The organism is Sorangium sp. So ce321 (genome assembly GCF_051530195.1).
Taxonomy (GTDB): domain Bacteria; phylum Myxococcota_A; class Polyangia; order Polyangiales; family Polyangiaceae; genus Sorangium.
This window is the reverse complement of sequence record NZ_CP150329.1, coordinates 11,183,144-11,203,912: the sequence shown is the minus strand read 5'-3', so window position 1 is coordinate 11,203,912 and position 20,769 is coordinate 11,183,144. Positions and strand designations below refer to the sequence as shown.

Genomic DNA, 20,769 nt, shown 5'->3' with positions numbered 1-20,769 from the left:
CCTGCTCGATTCAATTCAGCCGTTCACGGCCTGGGGCAGCGGCGCGTCGCTCTCCGACGCCGCCAGCGCGGGCGCGTGACGGCCCAGCCCGAGCACGCTCCGGAAACCCTCGATCGTCCGGCGCAAGCCCACCCGGAGCGGCACCTTCGGCTCGAACCCGAGCACCCGCTTCGCATGCTCGATGACCGGCTGCCGCTGCCGCGGATCGTCCTGCGGCAGCGGGCGGAACGCGATCCGGCTCCGGCTCCCGGTCAGGTGAATCACCTCCTCGGCGAGCTCCAGCACCGTGAACTCCTCGGGGTTGCCCAGGTTCACGGGGCCCGTCTCGGTGGGGTGCTCCATCAGCCGCACGATCCCCTCGACGAGATCATCCACGTAGCAGAAGCTCCGCGTCTGCGAGCCAGCCCCGTAGACCGTCAGGTCCTCGCCCCGCAGCGCCTGGACGATGAAATTCGACACGACGCGCCCGTCATCGAGCGCCATCCGCGGACCGTAGGTGTTGAAGATCCGCGCCATCCGGACCTCGACGCCGCGGCTGCGGTGGAAGTCCATCACCAGCGACTCGGCGCAGCGCTTCCCCTCGTCGTAACAGGAGCGGATCCCGATCGGGTTCACCGAGCCACGGTAGCTCTCGGGCTGCGGGTGGACCTCGGGATCGCCGTAGACCTCGCTCGTCGACGCCTGGAACACCCGCGCCCCGCAGCTCGCGGCGAGCTCGAGCGCGTTGTGCGTGCCGACCACGTTGACCATCGTCGTCCGGACCGGATCGCGCTGGTAATGCGGCGGGCTCGCCGGCGAGGCGAGGTTGTAGATGCGGTCGACCTTGACGTCGTACGGCTGGATGACGTCGTGCTCCAGCAGCTGGAAGCGGCGATGATGGAGGAGGTGGGCGACGTTGGCCCGGGAGCCGGTCGAGAGATCGTCGAGCGCGACGACCTCGTGGCCATCGCGGATCAGCCGATCACACAGGTGGGAGCCGACGAAGCCGGCGCCTCCGGTCACCAGGATGCGCAGCGCAGCGCTCATGTCTCTCTGACCTCCTCTCCAGGAGACGACGACCGACCGCCAGCCCCGGGTGGGGTGAGCGCCAAAGGATGCCTCCTCGTCACGGTCGCTTCGTCATCCGTCATTGGCAGCACGCTGTTCCAAGCCCGACACAACACGTCGATGTCACTGTCTCCGGTCCCCTGGGAGCTCCTGCCCGTCAAGCAGCTCCCGGGCATATTTCTCCAGCGCCTCGGCGCGATGCGCCGCTGTGTGCCGGGCGAGCACGCGCTCTCGCGCCCGCTGCCCGATCGCGATCCGCTCCCGCTCGGGGAACTCGCGCAGGATGCGGAGCGCCTCCTCCGAGGAGCGGGCGACGAGGATCTCCTTGCCAGGCTCGAAGAACTCGTCGAGCCCCGGCCATTCATCGCTGATCACCGGCACGCCGCACGCCGCCGCCTCGAAGAGGCGCACGCTCGGCGAGTACCCCGCCTCGATCATGTCCCGCCGCGTGACGTTCAGCGTGAAGCGCTGCGCGCCGTAGAAGCCGCGGTGCTCGCCCGGCGGGATGTGGTCGGTCCGGTCGACGTTGGCAGGCCACGCGATGTCCGCCGGGTACTGCGGCCCCGCGACGGCGAAGCGGCCCTGCTCCCAGCGGCGCGCCGGCTCGACGAGGAGCCGATCCACCGTGGGCTGGCGATCGGCGCTGTAGGTGCCGAGGTAGCCGAGATCCCAGCGCGGCGCGACGCGCTCGGGGAAGTACTCGTCCGGGTCCACCGCACAGTAGAGCGGGCGCGCCCGCTTCGCCCCGTAACGCCGCTCGAGCAGGTCGAGCGTCGGGCCGCCGGTGAACGAGAGGTAGAGGTCGTACCGCGGGATCAGCGCCGGAGACAGGTACTCGGTGTCGCCCCGCTCGAGCTTCTTCAGCGTCACCGGCGTGTCGATGTCGTAGAACGCCGTCTTCCCGCGCGCCGTCTCCGTCACCCAGGCGCCGACCTCGACCCCGTCGGGCACGTAGGACCCGACCACCACCATGTCCGCGTCGCGCACCGCGTCGCCGAAGCGCGCGCGGAGGTCGTCGAGGCTCTGGTAGAGCTCGGTCCGCCCGTAGGGAGGGCGCGGGAGATCGCGGTTCTCCGCGTAGAACCAGAGATCCCGCTCGAGGAACAGCACGCGGTGCCCGCGCTGGGCCAGCCGCTTGAGGAGCCCGCGGTAGGTCGTCGCGTGGCCGTTGCCCCACGACGAGGTGATCGACAGGCCCAGGAAAACGAAGGAGTTTGTCTTCACGGCGCTGTCGCGGTGAGGGTTGCGTCGTCAGTTGCGTCGTCAGGCCGGGCGAGCAGCGCTTCGACCTGCTTCGCCCGCTCGGCATAGGTGTGCTCGGCGAGCACGCGCTGCTTCGACGCCTTGCCGATGGCGCGGGCCCGCTCGGGCGTGAGCGCGCGGAGGAGCTGCGCGACCTCGTCGCCGTCCCTGGCGACGAGCACCTCGCGCTCGGGCTCCAGGAAGAGCTCGATCCCCTCCCACGCGTCGGTGATCAGGCACGCGGCAGCGCCCGCTGCCTCGAAGACCCGGGTCGCCGGGGAGAAGCCGACCGACGCCATGCTGTCGCGCGCCACGTTCAGCACCGCGCGGGCGCTGGCGTTGAAGGCGTTGTGATCCGCCGTGTAGACGTGCCCGACGTACCGGACGTTCGGCGGCATCGCCTTGTCCTGCCAGCCGTTGCCGCCGAGCAGGAACCGCAGCTCGGGCAGCGCGGCCGCGGGCCGCAGGAAGAACTCCTCCACGCGCCTCTCCCGGTCCGGGAGGCGGTTGGCGAGGAGCGCAAAATCGCAATCGAATCGCGGATCTGGCGCAACCTCGAAGTGGGTCTCGGGGTCGAGCGCGTTGTAGATCGGCACGCAGCGCCGCGCGCCGAGCGCCTCGTAGCCGCGCACCACGGGCTCGCCGCCGCCGTAGGTGAAGACGAAGCTGTAGCGCGGGATGTGCGCGCGGAACGGGTCCGACGGGTTGGCGCGGACGCGCTCGAGCGTGGCCGGCGCGTCGACGTCCCAGAAGATCGTCCTCAGCCCAGGCCGCTCGAGCGCGGCGACCTCGGCCTCGAGCAGCTCGTCGAAGACGCCGACGCCGCTCGCCTTGACGACGACGTCGGCGCTCCGGGCCTGCTCGACGAGGCGCCGCGGCTCCGCGGCGTCCGTGCCGGAGTAGACCACCACGCGGGCCCACGGCGGATCCTCGATGTCGCGGTGCTTCTGCCGGTCGTAGGCGTCCGGCTCGTAGAACGTGACGCGGTGGCCGCGCGCGGCGAGGGCGCGGATGATGCCGCGGTAGTAGGTGGCGGCTCCGTTCCAGTAGGCGGAGACGAGGCTCGATCCGAAGAAGGCGATGGTGAGCGATCGGCTCGAGGTAGGGCGTCGGTTCATGCGGTGGCTCGCTGGGTGGTGGCGGCGGGCGCGGGGCGGTCGACCTCGATGCCGAGGTCGGCGCAGATGCGCAGGAGCTCGTTGGCGCGGTGGGCGCAGGTGTGGCGCGCGAGGACCGTCTTGCGCCCCCGCTCCGCCAGCTCGGCCGCCATGGCGGGCTCGGCGAGGAGGGCGCGCAGGTGCCTCTTCATCTCGTCGCCATCCCGCGCGACGAGGTAGTCGAGCCCGGGCGAGAAGAGCTCCTCCGCGTCGCTCCACGGCGAGCAGACGAGCGGGATGGCGCAGGCCATGGCCTCGAACGGCCGGATGGTCGGGATGCCCGGGAGCGACTCGACGTAGGGCCGCCGCGGGACGTGGACGGTCACCCGCGCCCGCGCGAACGCGTCGGGCGCGCGGTGGTTGGGGAGCCAGCCGCGGTACTCGATCCCGGCCGCCTGGAGCGCGGCGCGGGCGTGGTCGGGGTAGCGCACCCCGTGCACGCGCGCGGAGAGGCCGAGGTCGCGCGCCGGGCCGATCAGGAACTCGTCGAGCTCGCGCGTGCGCTCCTCGTCGCCCCAGTTGCCGACCCACACGAGGTCGCGCTCGGGCTTGATGCCGGGCCGCGGGCGGAACACCCGGGTGTCCGCGGCCTCGTGCCAGATGAAGGCGCGGCGGGCCCAGCGGCGCTCGAGGTAGATGTCGCGGATCACCCGGCCGAAGGCGAGCACGCCGTCGTAGTGGGTGAGGTCGTAGCGGGCCATGGCCCCGGGCTCCGTGACCGACCGGTGGTGCGTGTCGTGGAAGAGCAGCCGGTACGACGCGCCCGTCCGGTGGGCGCCGACGCGGGCGACCAGCTCGGGCTCGCTCCACTCGTGGACGATGACCAGCGAGGCGCCCTCGAGCGCCTGGTCCAGGTCGAGCGAGGCGAGGTCGTAGCGGATCGGGTCGACGTGCGGGTAGACGTCGCGCACCTCGATCAGGGGCGCCTCGCCGTGATCGGCGACGAGGTTCTGGAGGCTCCAGGCGTCCCTGGGCTCGAAGACACGGACGTCGTGCCCGCGCTCGGCGAGCTCGGTGACCACGCCGCGGAGGAAGTGCGCGTTCCCGTGGTTCCAGTCGGACAGCAGGGAGTGGCAGAAAAGGACGATGCGCATGGTTCACTCGCCTCCCGCGGCGGCGGCGATCGCGGCCTCGCGCGCGCCCTCGTACGCCGGCGAGCGCCGCGCATCGGACCGGCGCTGGAGGAGATCGCCGTAGAGGTGCAGGTAGCCCCGGGCCATCCGCCGCGGCGCGAAGTCGAAGGCGCGGGCGCGCGCGCGGGAAGCCAGCTCCCACCGCGCGCCGGGCTCGTCGATGAGCGACTCGAGCGCGCGCCGGAGCGCGCCGGGGTCGCCGGGGTCGACGTAGAGGGCCGCGTCGCGCCACACCTCGCGCAGGCTGGGGATGTCGCCCAGGACCAGGGCGCAGCCGGAGAGCGCCGCCTCGAGGACCGACAGGCCGAACGGCTCGTAGCGGGCCGGGTGCGCGTAGATCGACGCGCGGGCGAGCGCGGCGGCGACGCCGGAAGGGGAGAGCACGCCGAGGTGCTCGAGCGACGGGATGGGCCGCGCGCCCCCGCCTGGATGGAGGTCGCTGCCGGCCACCCGGATCGGCCAGGGGAGGTGAGGGGCGACCTCGCCGAGCGCCGCGACGTTCTTGGCCTGGTCCCAGAGCCGGCCGACGGCGAGGATGAAGTCCTCCTTGGGCTGCGGGGCGAACCGCTCGGGGTCGGCGGCGTTGGGGATCACCACCGCGCGGGCGCGGCTGGAAATCAAGGGACTCAAAGGCGAGAGGGCGCCGTGGTGGCGCCGCAGGGCGTCGAGCATCGCCTGGGTCGGCGCCACGACGGCCGATGCGCCGGCGAGCCCGTTCGCTACCTCGCGCCGGTAGCGGGCGTACTGCGGCGGCGCCTCCCCGCCGAGGACGGCGGCCCACCAGGAGACGACGCACGAGTGCGCCACCACGAGCTTCGGGGCGCGGAAGCCGAGGGCGCCGTGCGCGTAGCCGTTCAGGTGGACCACATCCGGCCGGACGCGCTCCTCGATGTCGAGGAGCCACTCCCCGGCGCGCGCGACGTCGTCCCAGGGGTCGTCCATCCACTCGAGCCGGAAGGAGCTCTCGAACAGGTCGAGCCCGGGAACGCGGCCGACCGCCTCGCGCTGGGCCGCCGAGAGCGGCCCGCCCATCGTGGCGAGCGACGTCCGCACCCCGTGCGCCGCGAGCGCGCGCGCGAGCTCGACCGCGTAGGAGAAGACGCCTCCCACGGTGTCCGCGGTCATCAGGACGGAGCCGGGCTCGTGCAAGGCGTCACCCATGGCCCGGTGCGGCGACCTCCAGCTCGGAGAGCGGCAGCGGGCGGCTCTCCTGGATGTCGCTGAAGTGATCGAACTGGCCGAGGTAGTGCGTGACGGAGCGCTCCCACGCCTGATCGTCGGGGAGGCCCCAGCGCATCGTGTAGTCGGGCGACCCGGGGTAGGGGAACATCGGCACCGGCTCGTTCGCCCACACGCCGTGCTCGCGGAGCCGCTCCCGGAAGGCGGTGACGTCCGCCGGGTCGTCGGTCTGCGACTGGATCAGGTTCGCCTGGACGAAGGGGACGCTCTTCTTGGCGTGGATCAGCAGATCGCTGAGCTGCTCCGTCGAGAGCTTGCAGTGCTTGGCCAGGAGGCTCCTGCCCTCCTTCGTGATGCTCTCCACGCCCGCCTCGATCGAGACGCACCCCGCCTCGCCGAGCAGGTCGAGCATCTCGCGGCTCCAGTTGTCGACGCGCATCTGGACGCCGAACGACACCCGGCGATCCACGAGCGCCTCGAGCAGCGGGCGGTCGGGCAGGAAGATCTCGTCGATGAAGTAGACGTAGCGGACGCCCTGGGCGATGAGCCCGTCGAGCTCGTCGAGGATCACCGGGAGCGGGCGCTTGCGGTAGCGGTCGCGGAAGTTGTCCTTCGCGCAGAAGGTGCAGTGGTACGGGCACCCCCGCGACGTCTCGACCTCGGCCCCGGGGCCGACCGGCGTCGCGTCGAAGCGGTGGTGGTGGTGGGCGTGACGCGCCACCGTGGCGTCGTCCCAGCGCAGGGCCGGGAGCCGCGCCATGTCGGTCGCGTGCGGGCCCCCCTGGACGCGCGCCTCCCCGCCATTGATGACGTATGCGATCGAGGCGATCTCGCCCCAGCGCGAGCGCGGGAGCTCCGCGAGCTGGACGAGCACCTCCTCGCACTCGCCCAGGACCACCGCGTCGACAGCGAGCTTGCGCAGGGTGGCGCGGGGGGTGGTGGAGGCGTGGGGGCCGACGGCGAACCGCAGGCCTGGCAGGTCGCGGAGCGCGTGCAGCGTCTGCTGGGGGACGCGGAGCTCGGGCGGGGCGCAGCGCCAGAAGAGGTAGCTCGGCGCCGTGGTCACCACGACGGCGTCGGGGCGGAGCGCGGCCACCTCGTCGCGGAGCGCTTCCTGCGAGAGGCCCCGGGCCTGGGCGTCGACGATCGTCGCCTCGTGCCCCGCGGCCTCGAGCAGCGCCCTGGCGTAGCCGTACTCGAGCGGCAGGTGCGGCTCGCGGCAGCCGAAGTAGATGCTCCCCTCGAAGCTCCAGGGCGGGTTGACCAGCGCGAACCTCACCCGACGCTCTCCATGCGCAGCTCCTCGACCGCCTGGCCGGCGGCCTTGCCGGCGCCGGTCAGCTCGGTCAGCTCGCGCAGCCACCCGTACAGCTTGCGGACGCCCTCGCGGACCCGGACGCGCGGCCACCACCCCGTCGCCGCGGAGAACCGGCGGCAATCGGAGACGTAGTAGCGCTGATCGCCGGGCCGCCACCCCTCGAAGCCGGTCGCCGGGCGCTTGCCGTCGAGCTCCTCGATCATGTCGAGCAGCTCGAGCAGGCTGATCGTGTTCTCCGGGCCCCCGCCGATGTTGAAGGCCGTGGCGGAGAGCTGCCGGATGTTCTTGCGGGCGAGGAGGAAGGCGTCGACGAGGTCGTCGACGAAGAGCACGTCGCGGACCTGCATCCCGTCGCCGTAGAGGGTGATCGGCTCGCGCCGGAGCGCCTGGAGGAGGAAATGGGCGACCCAGCCCTGGTCCTCGGTCCCGAACTGGCGGGGCCCGTAGATGCAGCTCATCCGGAACACCGCCGCGGGGAGCCCGAAGGTGCGGGCGTAGTCGATGACGTACTGGTCCGCCGTGCCCTTGGAGCAGCCGTAAGGGCTGTGGAAGTCGAGCGGGCGGGCCTCGGAGATGCCGGAGGCGCGGAGCTTCGGGTCCTCGGGCTCGTAGTGCCGGTCGCGGCACTGGAGCGGGACGTCGGGGAGGCCGCCGTACACCTTGTTGGTGGACGTGAAGAGGAGCGGCGGCGGGGAGCTCAGGGCGCGGAGCGCCTCGAGCACGTTGAGCGTCCCCCGGGCGTTGATCTCGAAGTCCTCCACCGGCCGGACGAGGCTGGTGGTCACCGCGACCTGGGCGGCGAAATGGAAGACGCTGGAGGCGCGCCGGACCGCATCGGCCACCGCGCCGGCGTCCCGCACGTCGCCGGTGATCAGCGTGACGCGGTCGCCGTGGACGCGCTTCAGCCAGTCCACGTTGCGCGCCACCGAGGGCCGCGCGAGGTTGTCGAAGAGGATCACCGACTCGCCCGCCTGGAGCAGGCGGTGGGCCACGTTGGCCCCGATGAAGCCGGCGCCGCCGGTGATCAGCGCCGGGCGCGCCGGCATCCCGGTCGGCAAGGTGGCGTCGAGGTCCGCGCCGCTCATACCGTCAGCCCCCGGGACTCCAGCTCGGCGCGCGCCTGCGCGACGGCGTCCTTCGCCACCTGGCCCTCGAGCCAGCCGGCGAGATCGCGGAGCCCTTCCTCGAGCGAGACCTGGGGCTCATACCCGATCTTGCGCTGGGCCGCGGTGATGTCGGCGAAGCAATGGCGGATGTCGCCCAGCCGCGATTTCCCGGTGATCTCGGGGTCGATCCGGTCCTTGCCCATCACCCGACGGACGTGCTCGGCGACCTCGCGCACGGAGTACGATTTTCCGCTGCCGATGTTGAGCACCTGGCCCACGGCGGAGTCGGCGGCGAGGACCCGGACGCAGGCGCGGGAGATGTCGGCGACGCTCACGAAATCGCGCCGCTGCAGCCCGTCTTCGAAGATGAGCGGCGGACGGTCGTTGAGGAGCCGCGAGGCGAAGATGGCGAGGACGCCGGTATACGGGTTGGAGAGGGCCTGGCGGCGGCCGTAGACGTTGAAGAAGCGGAGGGCGACGGTCGGGATGTTGTAGGCGCGCCCGATCGTCAGGCAGAGCCGCTCCTGGTCGTACTTGGAGAGCGCATAGACCGACTCGAGCGACGGCGTCTTGGACTCGGGGGTCGGGATCGGCGCGAGCGCCTCGCCGGCCTCGCTCCGGACCTCCCAGTCGCCGCGCTTGAGCTGCTCGAGCGGCCGGCTCGTCCCGGGGACGACGGCGCCGGCGGCGCTCCGATAGAGCCCCTCGCCGTACACGCTCATGCTCGAGGCGACGATCAGCCGCGCGACCGGCTTCTCGGCGAGCTCCTCGAGGAGCACGGCGGTGCCGAGGTTGTTGACCGAGGTGTACTCCTCGATCTTGTACATGCTCTGTCCGACCCCGACCATGGCCGCGAAGTGGTACACGACGTCCACGCCGCGGAGCGCCGACTTCACCGCGCTGCGGTCGCGGACGTCACCCACGATGAGCTCGACGTCCGCGTTGAGGTAGGCCGGGCGGCGGCGCTCGGGGCCGTGCACCTGGGGTATGAGGCTGTCGAGGGCCCGGACGCGGTGTCCCTGGCGCAAGAGCTCGTCGGCGACGTGCGAGCCGATGAACCCCGCTCCACCGGTGATGAGGACGTGACTGGCCATATTCCTCTGGGTCGCTGGTCAATGCGTGGCAAAATGCCACGAGCCTGAACGGACGAGGCTATACCGGGCTATAAGAACAGGGCGCCCCTGCTGCCACCCTGCACTGCGACGATTGCTGCGCTTCGCGCCCGGCTCTGTTCACCGCGGACATCGTACAATCGATGACCGGGACGACCTCCGAGTAACATGTTATCCACGAGCCTGCAAGAGCGCTTCGCGAGAGTTTGACTCGATCCTGTTCAGTAGGACCTCCCGAGTCCAGCCGAGGAGTACTCGTGTTCCGTCTGAGCTATCCGGGATTTACCTGACAGCCCTCAGGGTCGGCTTGCATTGCTTCAGGAGAGGACGGCAGGGGGGCGGGGGCTGTCCGTGGTATCCACATGGCATCAGGGCATACCGGTGCTCTTTTAAGGAGAGCCCGTAGCGGCTACTCCACCGCCGCGTCCTGCTTCGCGCGCTCGATCTCTTCCAGCACCACCTCGGGGTGCACATCCTTCTTGAGCTCCTCGAGGTGCGGGTCGGTCGACCGGGGCACCTTGAGGTGCCTGGCGATGCCGTCCACGAGCTCGATGAGCCGGGTGATCTCGTGCTCTGCCAGGAGGTTGATCTGGAGGTCGAGCTCGGCGCGCTTGTCGGCGAGCGCCTGCATGCGGTTCTGGCTGATGAGCACGAAGGTGGAGAGGAAGATCGCCTCCACCGAGGCGATCATCGCCAGCATCACGAAGGGAAACGGGTCGAAGGGCCTCACGCCGGTGATGACGCCCATGTTCACCGCGAGCCAGCCCCCGAAGATGCCGGCGTGGAGGAAGACGAACGTCATGCTCCCCGTGAAGCCGGTGATCCGGTCGGCCAGCGCCTCCTGGAAGCTCTTCTTGCTCTCGAGATCCTTGCGTACCTGCAAGAGCGCGTGGATGTTCCGGCGCACGACCCCTTCGACCTCCGAGCGATCGAGCCCGTCCTCTGCGGGTCTGCCGTCAACCGTCTCGGAGCCGTTCATGAAGTGGCCTCCCCGGATAAAAGGAGCCGAAGGGAGGACTTGTCAATCCGATTCGACAGCGCAGCACCGGTCCTGACCGATCGAGCGCGTTGGAGTGCATTCCGGTGAGCGACAGGAAATTCCACAAATATTCGCGATGGGCTTCGGGGCGGCGCACGGCGCTCCCCCGGAGGGGCGCCAGCACTGCTAGGCTCGCCGTCGCTCGCGCCGCGCGGCCTCGGGCACCAAGCAAGGAGGAGGAGCCATGATCGTCGTCACCAACCGCATTCCCGTCGCCGAGGGCCACGAGGCCGACTTCGAGGACCGCTTCAAGAATCGGGTCCACCTGGTCGATCGCGCGCCCGGCTTCATCCGGAACGAGGTGCACCGGCCGAGGCCGATGAAGCTGGACCACGCGACCGGCGCGTGGAGCCCGGATCCGGACACGCAGGGCTTCTACGAGGTCAAGACCTGGTGGCGCTCCATGGACGACTTCATCGCCTGGACGAGGAGCCCCGCGTTCGCCGAGGCGCACCGGAACCGCGCGCCGAAGGAGATGTTCGCGGGCCCGAGCAAGCTCGACATCCACGAGGTCTTCCTCAGCACCGACCTGCAGGAGTAGCCCCGAGGCGCGTCCGGCGGATCGGCCGGGCGCCGCCGCGCCGCCGCGCCGCAGCGTCGCGCCGCGAGCCGGGCGCAGGCGTGCGGCGCGGCCGCCGCGACAGTAGCTTCCGCCCGCGACGTCTGTTATAGCGGATGTTCGTCCACGGTCCGACCTGTCCGGCTCGACGTGCAGAGCCGCCAGGTCATGAAGCGCATCGGCCTGGCGACCCGCCGTCCTTCCACGTTCTCGCACGCTCTCGCCACGATCTCTCGCCGCGGTCATCGCGCGGCCGGCCTCGCCCGGATCGGCGGCGGGGCCCCGGAAGGACGTGCGGCCGCCCACAGCTCAAGGAGAAGCAGCGCATGCGGTTTCGTCCGGATCCCACCTTCTACCCTTCGCCGCGCCTCGCGATGGAGGCGCCGCCCGAGCGGCTGGCCTACGTGACCGCGTTCGACGCGGGCGCCGCGCTGAGGCGCCAGGGCGACGTCCGCCACGACGCGCTCACGGTCGTCGATCTCGATCCGAGGTCGCCGGCGTATGGCACCCTCGTCTCGGTCAACGAGGTGCCGACCTACGGCGACGAGCTCCACCACTCCGGCTGGAACGCGTGCAGCGCCGCGCTGTGCCCCTACGCGCCGCACCCGCACGTGGAGCGCCGCTATCTGCTGCTCCCGGCGCTCCGCTCGTCGAACATCTTCGTCTTCGACGTCAAGCGGGACCCGCGCCGCCCCGAGCTCGTCCACACGGTCCGCGCCGAGGAGATCGCGAAGCGGGCCGGCTATTCGCGCCCGCACACGCTGCACTGCGGCCCCGACGGCATCTACGTGAGCGCGCTCGGCAGCCCCGACGGCGACGGGCCGGGGGGCATCTTCGTGCTCGACTGCGAGAGCTTCGACGTGCTCGGCCGCTGGGAGATCGACCGCGGGCCGCAGTTCCTCCACTACGACTTCTGGTGGCACCTCGGCCACGACACCCTCCTCACGAGCGAGTGGGGGACGCCGAAGATGATCGAGGAAGGCCTGAATCCGGAGCTCCTGCTCGGCAAGAAGTACGGCCACAGCGTGCATGTCTGGGACCTGCGGAAGCGCAAGCACCTCCAGGCGCTGGACCTCGGCGACGAGCACCAGATGGCGCTGGAGCTCCGCCCCGCCCACGACCCGACCAAGGCGTATGGCTTCGTCGGCGTCGTCGTGAGCGTCAAGGACCTCTCCGCCTCGGTCTGGCTCTGGCACCGCGACGGCGACAGGTGGGCGATCCGCAAGGTGATCGAGGTGCCGGCCGAGCCCGCGGAGCCCGACCTCCTGCCGCCGCTGCTCAAGGGCTTCAAGGCGGTCCCGCCGCTCATCACCGACATCAACCTCTCTCTCGACGACCGGTTCCTCTACGTGTCTTGCTGGGGGACAGGCGAGCTCCGGCAGTACGATGTGTCGGACCCGTTCCACCCGAAGCTGACCGGCTCGGTGCACCTCGGCGGCGTCGTCCGCAGGGCGGCGCACCGTCGATCCGGGCCGCTGCGCGGCGGGCCGCAGATGGTCGAGGTGAGCCGCGACGGGCGGCGCGTCTACTTCACGAACTCGCTCTATGCCTCCTGGGACGAGCAGTTCTATCCGGAGGGCGTCGGCGGCTGGATGGCCAAGGTCGATGTAGCGGCCGGCGGGGGCATCGCGATCGACCCCGAGTTCTTCGTCGATTTCGGCGCGCTGCGCCCTCACCAGGTGCGGCTCGAGGGGGGCGACGCGTCGTCCGACTCGTTCTGCTATCCGTGACTGGCCATGACGCCCTGGCTCACGCTGGCGCTGCTCGGCGCCTATCATGGCATCAACCCCGGCATGGGGTGGCTGTTCGCCGTCGCGCTCGGCCTGCAGGAGAAGCGCAGCAGCGCGGTGCGGCGGGCGCTCGTCCCGATCGCGCTCGGCCACGCGGCGTCGATCGGCCTCACGGTCGCGCTGCTCGGGCTCGGGCTGGCGAGCGTCCCGGCCTCGGCGCTCCGCTGGCTCACGGCGGCGGCGCTGGTCGCGTTCGGCGTGCTGAAGCTCGTGAGGCCGCGCCACCCGCGGTGGGTCGGGATGCGCGTGGGCTTCCGCGACCTGACCTGGTGGTCCTTCCTGATGGCCACCGCGCACGGCGCGGGGCTCATGCTGCTGCCGGTCTTTCTGCTCGGCGCGGACAACCCGGCGCCGTGCCATGGCGGCGGCTGCCACAGCGCAGCGGGCCTGTCGCTGACGAGCCCTCCGGGCTACCTCGCCGCCGTCCTCGTGCACACGGCCGCCATGATGGCGGCGGCCGCCGCGGTCGCGCTCGTCGTCTACCACAAGCTCGGCGTCGCGATCCTCCGCACGGCCTGGTTCAACCTCGACCGGGCCTGGGCCGTCGCGCTCATCGGCGCCGGCGTCCTCGCGGTCGTGCTCTGACGGTCGTGCGGGCTGCGCGCGCGCTCTCGGCTTGAAGGCGAGCGGCCTCGTGTACCACGAGGCCGGCCGACTCTCGGCTTGAAGGCGAGCGGCCTCGTGTACTACGAGGCCGGCCGAGCGCGCACGTCGGGCCGCCGGCCCCTTGCCGCGCGACGCCGATGTCCGCGGGATCGCCATCCTTCATGTCAGAACGTCATCCAGCAGCGCGGGGCGCCGTCGGGCCGCGGCGCGCGGCGAGCGCAGGGCAGGGGCCGGGCGCGCCTCCCGAGCGGCCGCGCGGCGGGGCGGCGCGGCGGCCGCGGCCCGCGCCGAGGAGGCCCCTGTACCTCCTCCCCAACCTGATCACCCTCTCCTCTGTCTTCTGCGGCTTCGACTCGGTGCGGCTCTCGGCCTCGGCGCGGTCCGACGACGACTTCCAGCGCGCCGCGCTCCTCATCCTCTTCGCGATGCTCTCCGACACGCTCGACGGCCGCGTCGCACGGATGACGCGCACCCAGAGCGCGTTTGGCCTCCAGCTCGACTCGCTCGCCGATCTCGTCTCGTTCGGCGTGGCCCCGTCGGTGCTCGTGTACCAGTGGGCGCTGCACCGCCTCGGCCTCGCCGGCGTGCTCGGCGGGTTCGTGTTCATCGCGTGCGGCGCGATCCGGCTCGCTCGCTTCAACGTCCTCGCGACCCGCGACGCGGCCCGGTCCGCGGCGCCCCCGAGGTACATCGTCGGCCTGCCCGTCACCGGCGCGGCCGGGATCCTCGTCGCGATCGTGATGACCCACCGCGCCGCGGCCGGGCAGCCCGGCGGCGCCGGCGCGGCGCCGGCCGTCCTCGCGACGACGCTCCTCCTCTCGCTCCTCATGGTGTCGACGATCCGGTTCCGCTCGTTCAAGGATCTGCGCCTCGACGCCCGCACAGCGGTGCTCGCCGCGCTCGCCCTCGGGTCGAGCGCGCTCATCTCGGCCCGGTGGGCGCCGGGGTTCGTCGTCGTCTGGCTGATCGGCGCCTATGTCCTGCTCGGCGTCGTCGAGTCGCTCTGGCGCCTGGGGCTTCGATACCGGCGTGCGCGGTGGCCCAGCGTCGGCGCTCGCGCGGCTGGCGTGCGAGCGCGGCGTCAGACCGACAGGGCCTCGGTCATGTGATCCATGAACGCGCGGATGCGGTTCACGTTCTTCAGCTCGGGGAGCGTCAGGAGCCAGAGATCGCGGTCGTACGCGGGGTCGATCGGGCCGATGCGCGCGAGCCGCGGGTCGCCGCCCGCCGCGATGCAGGCGAGGAAGTGCGCGCCCACGCCCGCGGCGACCGCCTCCTGGGTCGCCAGCGAGCCGAAATCCACCCGCATCGCGATGCGCGCGTCCGGAACATTCGCCGCGAGCCACGCGTCGAGCCACCGCGGGTCGAGCCGCTCGTCCCAGTGGATCCAGGGGAAGTCGGAGTAGCTCGCCTGCGGCCCCGCGCGCTCGACGAGGGCCTTGCTCGCGTACACCGCGAACTGGATGCGGCCGACCTTGCGTCCCACGAGGTGCTCGGGGGGCGAGCGCGTCATGCGCAACACGACGTCCGCCTCGCGGCGCGGCAGGCTGACCTCGCTGTCGCCGGAGGCGACCGTCAGCTCGATGCCCGGGTAGCGCTCGGCGAACGACGAGAACGCCGGTTGGTACACGCGAAAGAGCATGTCCATCGTCGACACGCGCAGCTTCCCCTGGAGCTGCGCATCCTGGCCGAGCACCCGCGCCTCGAGCGCAAGCAGCTCGGCCTCGGTCCGCTCGGCGACCTCCACCACGTCCTGGCCCGCCGCCGTGGCCTCGTAGCCGTCGGGCATCTGCGCGAAGAGCCGGACCCCCAGGCGCTCCTCGAGCGCTCGGATGCGGCGCGCTACCGTCGTGTGGGTCGTCCGCAGCTCGACGCCAGCCCGGCTCAGCGTCCGGTGACGCGAGAGGGCGAGCACATGCCGCAGGTCGTCCCAGTCCACCTGTGCACCGTTGCACAGCGAGTCTGCCGATTCAATCAGCGACTGAACGCGGACGAACCGCTAGGTTGGCCGCATGCCGCACCCGGAACGCACGCTCTCGACCCCGTCCGCCGCGATCCACCCGCCGCCCCGGGACATGAAACGCCTCCTCTCGGCGCTGTGGGTCTTCGCGATGTTCAACTACCTCTATGCCGACGTCATGGGGCTGATGGACTCGACGCTCCTGGCGCAGTTCCTGCGCGGCCAGGTCGGCTCACTCCAGATCACCGGCGAGTTCCTCTTCGGCGCCGCCGTGCTCATGGAGATCCCGATCGCGATGACGCTCCTGTCGCGCGTCCTGCCGCATCGGGCCAACCGGTGGGCCAACATCGTCGCCGGCATCATCAAGACCGCGGCCGTCGCGGGGACGCTCTGGATCGGTCACCCCACCGGCTATTATCTCTTCTTTGCGTTGATCGAGATCGCGTGCACGACGCTCATCGTGGTCCTGGCCTGGCGGTGGGAGCCACCCAGCCTCGCCTAGCGCACCGATCAGCTTGGATCGCCCGGGAATGAATAGATTGGAACCACAGAGGCACAGAGGACACAGAGGAACAACAAAAAACCTCTGTGCCCTCTGTGCCTCTGTGGTTCATTTTCTCGGGTTTCAACCTGTTCGGCGTCCTAGCCAGAGCTGCTTGTGCCGCTTTCTACGTTACAGCGACGTCGGCGAGGAGCTCTTCATGGGCGTGAGCTCCTCGCGGCCCGAGAAATCCCCTCATTTGCAGCCATTTTCAGCGGAGAAATTGAACAGGGAGGCGGGGAGGAGGGGAGTATTTGAAGATTTCCCTCCCCGTCTCCCCGCCTCCCTGTGAATTTTCCGAAGAATTTGAGGGGGTGCCTCAGCCTCGTGGCAGGAGAAGGGATCCCCGAGCGCCGGTCATCGGCGCTCGGGGAGGGCGCTGGCGAGCGCGGCGGGGCTCAGTTCTCGAACCGGACGTTGTCCAGGTAGTACGGGCCGGAGTTGGCCGTGACGTTCAGGTTGAACTGCAGCTTCACGTCGCTCGGCGCGGCGTTGAGCGCGGTGATGGTGGCCGCCGCGAGCTGCGGGAACGGGATGACGTTGAACGCGCCCCGGGTGAAGCTGTTGAGCACGACGTTCCCGACCCACTGGTTGTTGATGCCGGCGGACGGGATCGAGATCAGCACCTCGATCGTGCCGACCCAGCTCGGGTTCGGCTGCACCTTCGAGATGAAGAGATCGAGCTTGATCTTGTTGCCCACCGGCGTGAACCCCGCGGTGCTGAAGTTCGGGCTGACGATCGCGTTGAACGACGCCGGCGTCCGGACCTCCAGCGACGAGATGCCCTCCTTCACCCGGCCCGTGTGGACCGCGAGCAACGCCTGCGGCGAGGTCCACGCGCCCGGCTTCTCGAACCCGAGGATCGGGTTGTTGAGGAGGTAATCGGTCATCACCTTCTCGCGGAACGGGAGGAACACGTTGATGAGGGCCGGCGAGATGAGGAAGCGCCGTGGACCGCTCGGGTTGCTCGCGCTGATCGGCTCCGTCTTCTCGGAGGTCTGGGTGAAGACGAGCGTGTTCGGGAAGGGGCCGCTCGGCACGCCGACGTCGAAGGCGCTCGCCGGGTTGCCGTTGCGGTCCTGCGGCTCGTGGCACCCGGAGCAGGCGAGGGTCTCGGCGCGGGCCACGACCTGGTCCACGGACAGGTTGCCGGCCGTGCCGGACAGGTCGCTGCCCAGCAGGGTGGTCAGCTTGTTCTCGATGTTGGTCCTCAGCGTCGACGTCCCGGTGCCGATCGCGTTCAGGTAGTTGTTCTGGAGGGGAATCATCAGGCTCTCGCCCGCGTTGTTCGAGTCGGGCAGGGCCGACGGGTACGCGAAGCGGTTGATGTCGTCGGTCGCGGCGAGCCGCTCCACCACGTTCGGGAAGACGGTGCTCCGGAAGTTCGTGACCCGCGCATCGCTCGACGCGGCCGGCGAGAAGAGCCGCGCGGCCGGGTTGTCCTTGACGAAGGAAGGGACGATGTTCAGCGAGGGGCTGCCGCTCGTGCCGTGGATGAGCCTGAACTCCCGGAGCGACCAGGCGGCGGGCGGCGTCGTGCCGTTCAGGAACTCGTTGGTCCGGATCTGGCCGTGGTCCGGCCCGGCCGCGTGGCCGTAGTGGTCGATGTGGACGACGGGCGCGAACCCGGTGAGGCCGGTGAAGTAGAAGTTCAGGAGCTCGTTCTTCCGCGTCGTCACGCTCTTCGCGGGGTCCGACTGGTTCAGCCAGAAGTTGACCACCGGGAGGCACGCCGCCCGGCCCTGGCTCGGGTTCGGGTTGGGCAGCCGCGCCTCGAAGATGATGAAGTTCCGCTGGAGGCTGTTCGAGTCGGACGCGCCGCCCTTCCTCGCGAAGACGACCCGGTACTCACCGCAGTTGGAGCCGTCCGGAGGCGCGAGGTCGAAGCGGTTCGACAGGGTCGTGGCCATGTACGCGCTGTCGGCGTTGGGGTCGGCGAACGGATCACTCGCGGCCTCGTCCCCCACGGCGCGCGGGCAGAGGACCGGCCACCCGTTGATCGAGCCGGTGGGCTGCTCGGCCGGGTTCGAGGACCCGGGGGGATAGATATCGGCCGTATTGGCCGCCACGGCGTCGCAGTGCTGGACGGAGGAGAAGACCCCGTTCGCGGTGGTCCGGTGGGTGTCCATCATCCGGCGGAACAGCGTGAGGGGTGTCAGGCCCGAGACGCCCGACTGGGTGATGAGCTGCTGGAGCACCGCCTGCAGCGAGAACTGGGACACGATATCGACGTCCGTGACGATGAGCGACTTTCGCCGATCGATCGCGAACGGCAGCGTGAGCTCCTCGGCGGCCTCGCCGAGCTCGCCCTCCGAGAGCTCGGACATCTCGCTGGAATCGTCGAGATCCCCGTCGCCCTGATCGAAGTCCGCGCACGAAGCGGGCAGGAGCGCGAGCGCGGCCAGCGCGGCGTGCCGCGCCCTCCGCCATGCGCCGGCGGAGCCGAGACCAGACGAGGTGCGGACGGGGATGTTCGAACTCGAACGATTGAACAGCATGAAACCTCCAGGAAACGGCCACAGTGACGAGCGCGCGCCACGTCGGTGGGCGCGCGCTCACGGACGAAGAGACACGGAGTCCAGGCGAGCGCGGTAGAGCGCCGCGCCCTGCCCGACGAGCCGATCGGGCGCGCTCGCCCATTCCTGGGCGTGCGTCGCCGGAGGCCACGATGTCATGACACGTGGCCTCATCGACTCGTCGCGTTGACGAACTTGCGACGAACTGCTCGCGCCCAGCTGCATCCGGCGATGAGCCGGGGGCGAGCGCGACAGGGATGTTAATACGATTTACCGTCGGGGCAAGAACTACCGTCTCTTGCGAGATGTCCTGTCCATGGCTCACGCGCTGCCGCGAAGTCTCCTGGCTCGGCCCACAAAATAGACGATGTCGGCGCCGCGCCGGAGCGGTCCGTGAACTCACCTGCAAAGGAGCGCCGTTCGCCCGCCGGGCGGCGCGCTGCAAAGCGACGATGTCGTTATGTGGGGATCACGATCGGTTCGCTGCTGGTGCTCCGGCGCGTGTTGGATGGCGCGAAGCTCGATCGGTGACCGTCGCGCTCCGCGTGGAAGAGGTCAGGCGGGGGCTCGCTTCCGGCTCGAGGTCCGTGTCGGAGCCCGGCCGGTGAGGTGGGCTCCTCCAGGCCGAGGGCGCCGGGGGGCCGGGCGCTGGGCGCTGGGCCAGGATCGTCGAGCAGCACCGCACGCTCGCTTGAATGCTGGTGAGCCCGCTCATCCTTCACGCGATCGGCGGCGGTCGCGTCGTTTTTTTGCAGGGTAGATTTTGTAATTCAAATTACTTCAGTCCGGCCAGGTGGCGGCGGCGCGGCTGATGGTGGAGCAGGGCGTGGATCTCGGGAGCGTCGTCACCCGCTCCAACCTCGAGCTCGGGTTCGCCTACGCGCTGTCGAAGACAGGCGGCCGGATCGTCTACCGCCGCTCACCGCACGCCCAGCGCGCCTGAGCCGATCGCTTCGACGGCGGCGCGCGCGCCGGCCCGGCGGTGGCTCAGCCGTCGAAGCGGGCGCGCGTGCCCGCCGCGGGGCGGAGCACCGGGAGGTAGCGCGAGGCAGGGAATCCGCCCTGGAGCCTGGGGCCGGAGGCCGGGAGCAGCCGCCCGAGCGCGACGAGGAACTGGACGATCTCCATCCAGGCGAGGTGATAGCCGAGGCAGAAGTGCGCGCCGCCGCCGAACTGGGCGATCTCGAGCGGTGAGATCGCCTCCTTGCGGCCGAGCCAGCGCTCGGGGCGGTAGCTGTCCGGATCCGGGTAGAGCTCGGGATCGCGCGAGAGCAGGACCAGCGGTATCGCCACGATGGTCCCTCCGGGGACCGCGCGGCCTTCGAGCTCGAAATCGGCGACGGCGCGGCGGGCGTCGGCGGCCACCGGCGGGTGGAGGCGGAGCGCCTCGCGGAACACGGCCTCGGCGAAGGGGAAGCGGCGGAGATCCGCGGGCGAGCGCGGGAGATCCGGCGCGCTCGACGCCTCTTCGCGGAGCGCGCGCCAGATCGCGGGGCTCTCGGCGAGGTGGGCGACGCACCAGGCCATCGTCGAGGCCGAGGTCTCGTGGCCGGCGAGGAGGAGCAGGCGGAGGTTGCCCACCAGATCCTCCTCCGAGAGGGGCTCGCCGTCCTCGTCGCGGGCCTGGAGCAGCGCGGGCAGGAGACCCTTCGCCTCGCCGCGGGCGCGCACGTCGGCGAGGATCCGGCGGACGCGCGCGTCGATCCAGTCGCGGGCGCGGAGGCCGCGGCGTCGCGGCGAGCCCGGCACGTCGAAGGGCAGGTTGAGGACCAGGAGCATCAGATCTTCGTAGTGGTGGCGCCACTCGGGGAGCTCGTCGTCCTCGACGCCGGTGATCTTGAACATCACCTCCAGGGCCAGCTCGCGGGTCTCGCGCAGCACCAGGACGTCGCGCCGGCCGAGCCAGGAGCGGACCCTGCGCTCGACGCTCGTCGCGACGATCGCGCCGACCTCCGCGGCGTCGAGGCCCTTCGGCGAGAAGGGCCCGTTCATCGCGGTGCGGATGTGGCGGTGCGAGGCGCCGTCGTGGGCCATCAGCGTCTGGCCGAACAGGTTGCCGAGCCCGCCCTCGGTCAGATACGAGGAGTCGAGCGCCTTGCTCTTGAAGAGCGAGAAGGCCTCGTTCGAGGCGTAGACGAGGTGCCATTCCTTGAAGCCCTGGCTCCAGAAGAAGAGGGAGCCGAAGCGGCGCTGGCCCTCGCGGAGCAGGCCGAGCTCGTCGACGGCGATCGCCGGCATGTGGCCCACGACCGGGAAGCCGCCGGGGAGGATGGGGAAGCCATGCCGGGTCTGGACGCGGCGGGCGAGGGGATTGCGGCCCCGCAGGAGCGGGAGGTCGGTGAGAGAGGCGGGGAGGGTGGTGCTCATGGCGCGTGCGAGCTCGTCTTGTACCATCGCGCCGGCGGCCTGGGTGCCGGGATCGTGAGGCGGATCACGTATCGCGATCGAGGGGGAGCAGCTGGAG

Annotated in this window: 17 protein-coding genes; 5 read left to right on the top strand and 12 right to left on the bottom strand. The window is 70.7% G+C overall.

What is annotated here, in order from left to right; translation table 11 throughout:
* Positions 1-15: 15 nt before the first annotated feature.
* From WME89_RS41505 to WME89_RS41465, 9 genes are all read right to left on the bottom strand, one after another.
* Positions 16-1,026: a UDP-glucuronic acid decarboxylase family protein gene (locus WME89_RS41505; protein WP_438005116.1), complete on the bottom strand. Its 1,011-nt coding sequence runs from the start codon at positions 1,024-1,026 to the stop codon at positions 16-18.
* A gap of 144 nt (positions 1,027-1,170) precedes the next feature.
* Positions 1,171-2,271: a CgeB family protein gene (locus tag WME89_RS41500; protein WP_438005115.1), complete on the bottom strand. Its 1,101-nt coding sequence runs from the start codon at positions 2,269-2,271 to the stop codon at positions 1,171-1,173.
* On the bottom strand, positions 2,268-3,407 hold the full coding sequence (locus WME89_RS41495) for a CgeB family protein (RefSeq protein ID WP_438005114.1): 1,140 nt from the start codon (positions 3,405-3,407) through the stop codon (positions 2,268-2,270). Before WME89_RS41495 ends, WME89_RS41500 begins: the two co-directional genes overlap by 4 nt.
* On the bottom strand, positions 3,404-4,540 hold the full coding sequence (locus WME89_RS41490) for a CgeB family protein (RefSeq protein ID WP_438005113.1): 1,137 nt from the start codon (positions 4,538-4,540) through the stop codon (positions 3,404-3,406). The genes WME89_RS41495 and WME89_RS41490 overlap by 4 nt, the downstream gene beginning before the upstream one ends.
* 3 nt (positions 4,541-4,543) lie before the next feature.
* Positions 4,544-5,740, bottom strand: a complete 1,197-nt coding sequence (locus tag WME89_RS41485; protein ID WP_438005112.1) for a glycosyltransferase family 4 protein — start codon at positions 5,738-5,740, stop codon at positions 4,544-4,546.
* Entirely contained in the window at positions 5,733-7,037 is a 1,305-nt protein-coding gene (locus tag WME89_RS41480; protein ID WP_438005111.1) for a TIGR04295 family B12-binding domain-containing radical SAM protein, read from the bottom strand. The genes WME89_RS41485 and WME89_RS41480 overlap by 8 nt, the downstream gene beginning before the upstream one ends.
* Positions 7,034-8,161 (bottom strand): SDR family NAD(P)-dependent oxidoreductase, encoded by a 1,128-nt coding sequence (locus tag WME89_RS41475; RefSeq protein ID WP_438005110.1) that lies wholly within the window; start codon positions 8,159-8,161, stop codon positions 7,034-7,036. The genes WME89_RS41480 and WME89_RS41475 overlap by 4 nt, the downstream gene beginning before the upstream one ends.
* Entirely contained in the window at positions 8,158-9,276 is a 1,119-nt protein-coding gene (locus WME89_RS41470; protein WP_438005109.1) for an NAD-dependent epimerase/dehydratase family protein, read from the bottom strand. Before WME89_RS41470 ends, WME89_RS41475 begins: the two co-directional genes overlap by 4 nt.
* Positions 9,277-9,703: 427 nt before the next feature.
* Entirely contained in the window at positions 9,704-10,273 is a 570-nt protein-coding gene (locus tag WME89_RS41465) for a DUF1003 domain-containing protein (protein WP_438005108.1), read from the bottom strand.
* A gap of 244 nt (positions 10,274-10,517) precedes the next feature.
* On the opposite strand from WME89_RS41465, the gene WME89_RS41460 reads away from it, so the two are divergent.
* From WME89_RS41460 to pssA, 4 genes are all read left to right on the top strand, one after another.
* Complete coding sequence (locus tag WME89_RS41460; protein WP_437304452.1) at positions 10,518-10,874, top strand: antibiotic biosynthesis monooxygenase family protein; 357 nt, start codon at positions 10,518-10,520, stop codon at positions 10,872-10,874.
* Between the two features lie 344 nt (positions 10,875-11,218).
* On the top strand, positions 11,219-12,622 hold the full coding sequence (locus tag WME89_RS41455) for a selenium-binding protein SBP56-related protein (protein WP_438005107.1): 1,404 nt from the start codon (positions 11,219-11,221) through the stop codon (positions 12,620-12,622).
* Between the two features lie 6 nt (positions 12,623-12,628).
* Positions 12,629-13,267 carry a hypothetical protein gene (locus tag WME89_RS41450; RefSeq protein WP_436621114.1) on the top strand — a complete coding sequence of 213 codons (639 nt, stop codon included), beginning with the start codon at positions 12,629-12,631 and terminating at the stop codon, positions 13,265-13,267.
* Positions 13,268-13,449: 182 nt separating this feature from the next.
* Positions 13,450-14,397 carry a CDP-diacylglycerol--serine O-phosphatidyltransferase gene (gene pssA, locus WME89_RS41445; protein WP_438005106.1) on the top strand — a complete coding sequence of 316 codons (948 nt, stop codon included), beginning with the start codon at positions 13,450-13,452 and terminating at the stop codon, positions 14,395-14,397.
* Here pssA and WME89_RS41440 read toward each other — a convergent pair.
* Positions 14,370-15,227: a LysR family transcriptional regulator gene (locus tag WME89_RS41440; protein ID WP_438005105.1), complete on the bottom strand. Its 858-nt coding sequence runs from the start codon at positions 15,225-15,227 to the stop codon at positions 14,370-14,372. The two genes, pssA and WME89_RS41440, sit on opposite strands and share 28 nt — an antisense overlap.
* Positions 15,228-15,300: 73 nt before the next feature.
* Here WME89_RS41440 and WME89_RS41435 point away from each other — a divergent pair, with 73 nt between their 5' ends.
* Positions 15,301-15,750: a DUF6326 family protein gene (locus WME89_RS41435; protein ID WP_438005104.1), complete on the top strand. Its 450-nt coding sequence runs from the start codon at positions 15,301-15,303 to the stop codon at positions 15,748-15,750.
* A gap of 437 nt (positions 15,751-16,187) precedes the next feature.
* On the opposite strand, the gene WME89_RS41430 is transcribed toward WME89_RS41435, so the two are convergent.
* Both WME89_RS41430 and WME89_RS41425 read right to left on the bottom strand, forming a co-directional pair.
* The gene (locus WME89_RS41430) at positions 16,188-18,287 is read right to left on the bottom strand and encodes a hypothetical protein (RefSeq protein ID WP_438005103.1); all 2,100 of its coding nucleotides are present in this window, start codon (positions 18,285-18,287) and stop codon (positions 16,188-16,190) included.
* Between the two features lie 1,005 nt (positions 18,288-19,292).
* Positions 19,293-20,672, bottom strand: coding sequence for a cytochrome P450 (locus WME89_RS41425; protein ID WP_438005102.1), 1,380 nt, complete (start codon positions 20,670-20,672; stop codon positions 19,293-19,295).
* Positions 20,673-20,769: the final 97 nt, after the last annotated feature.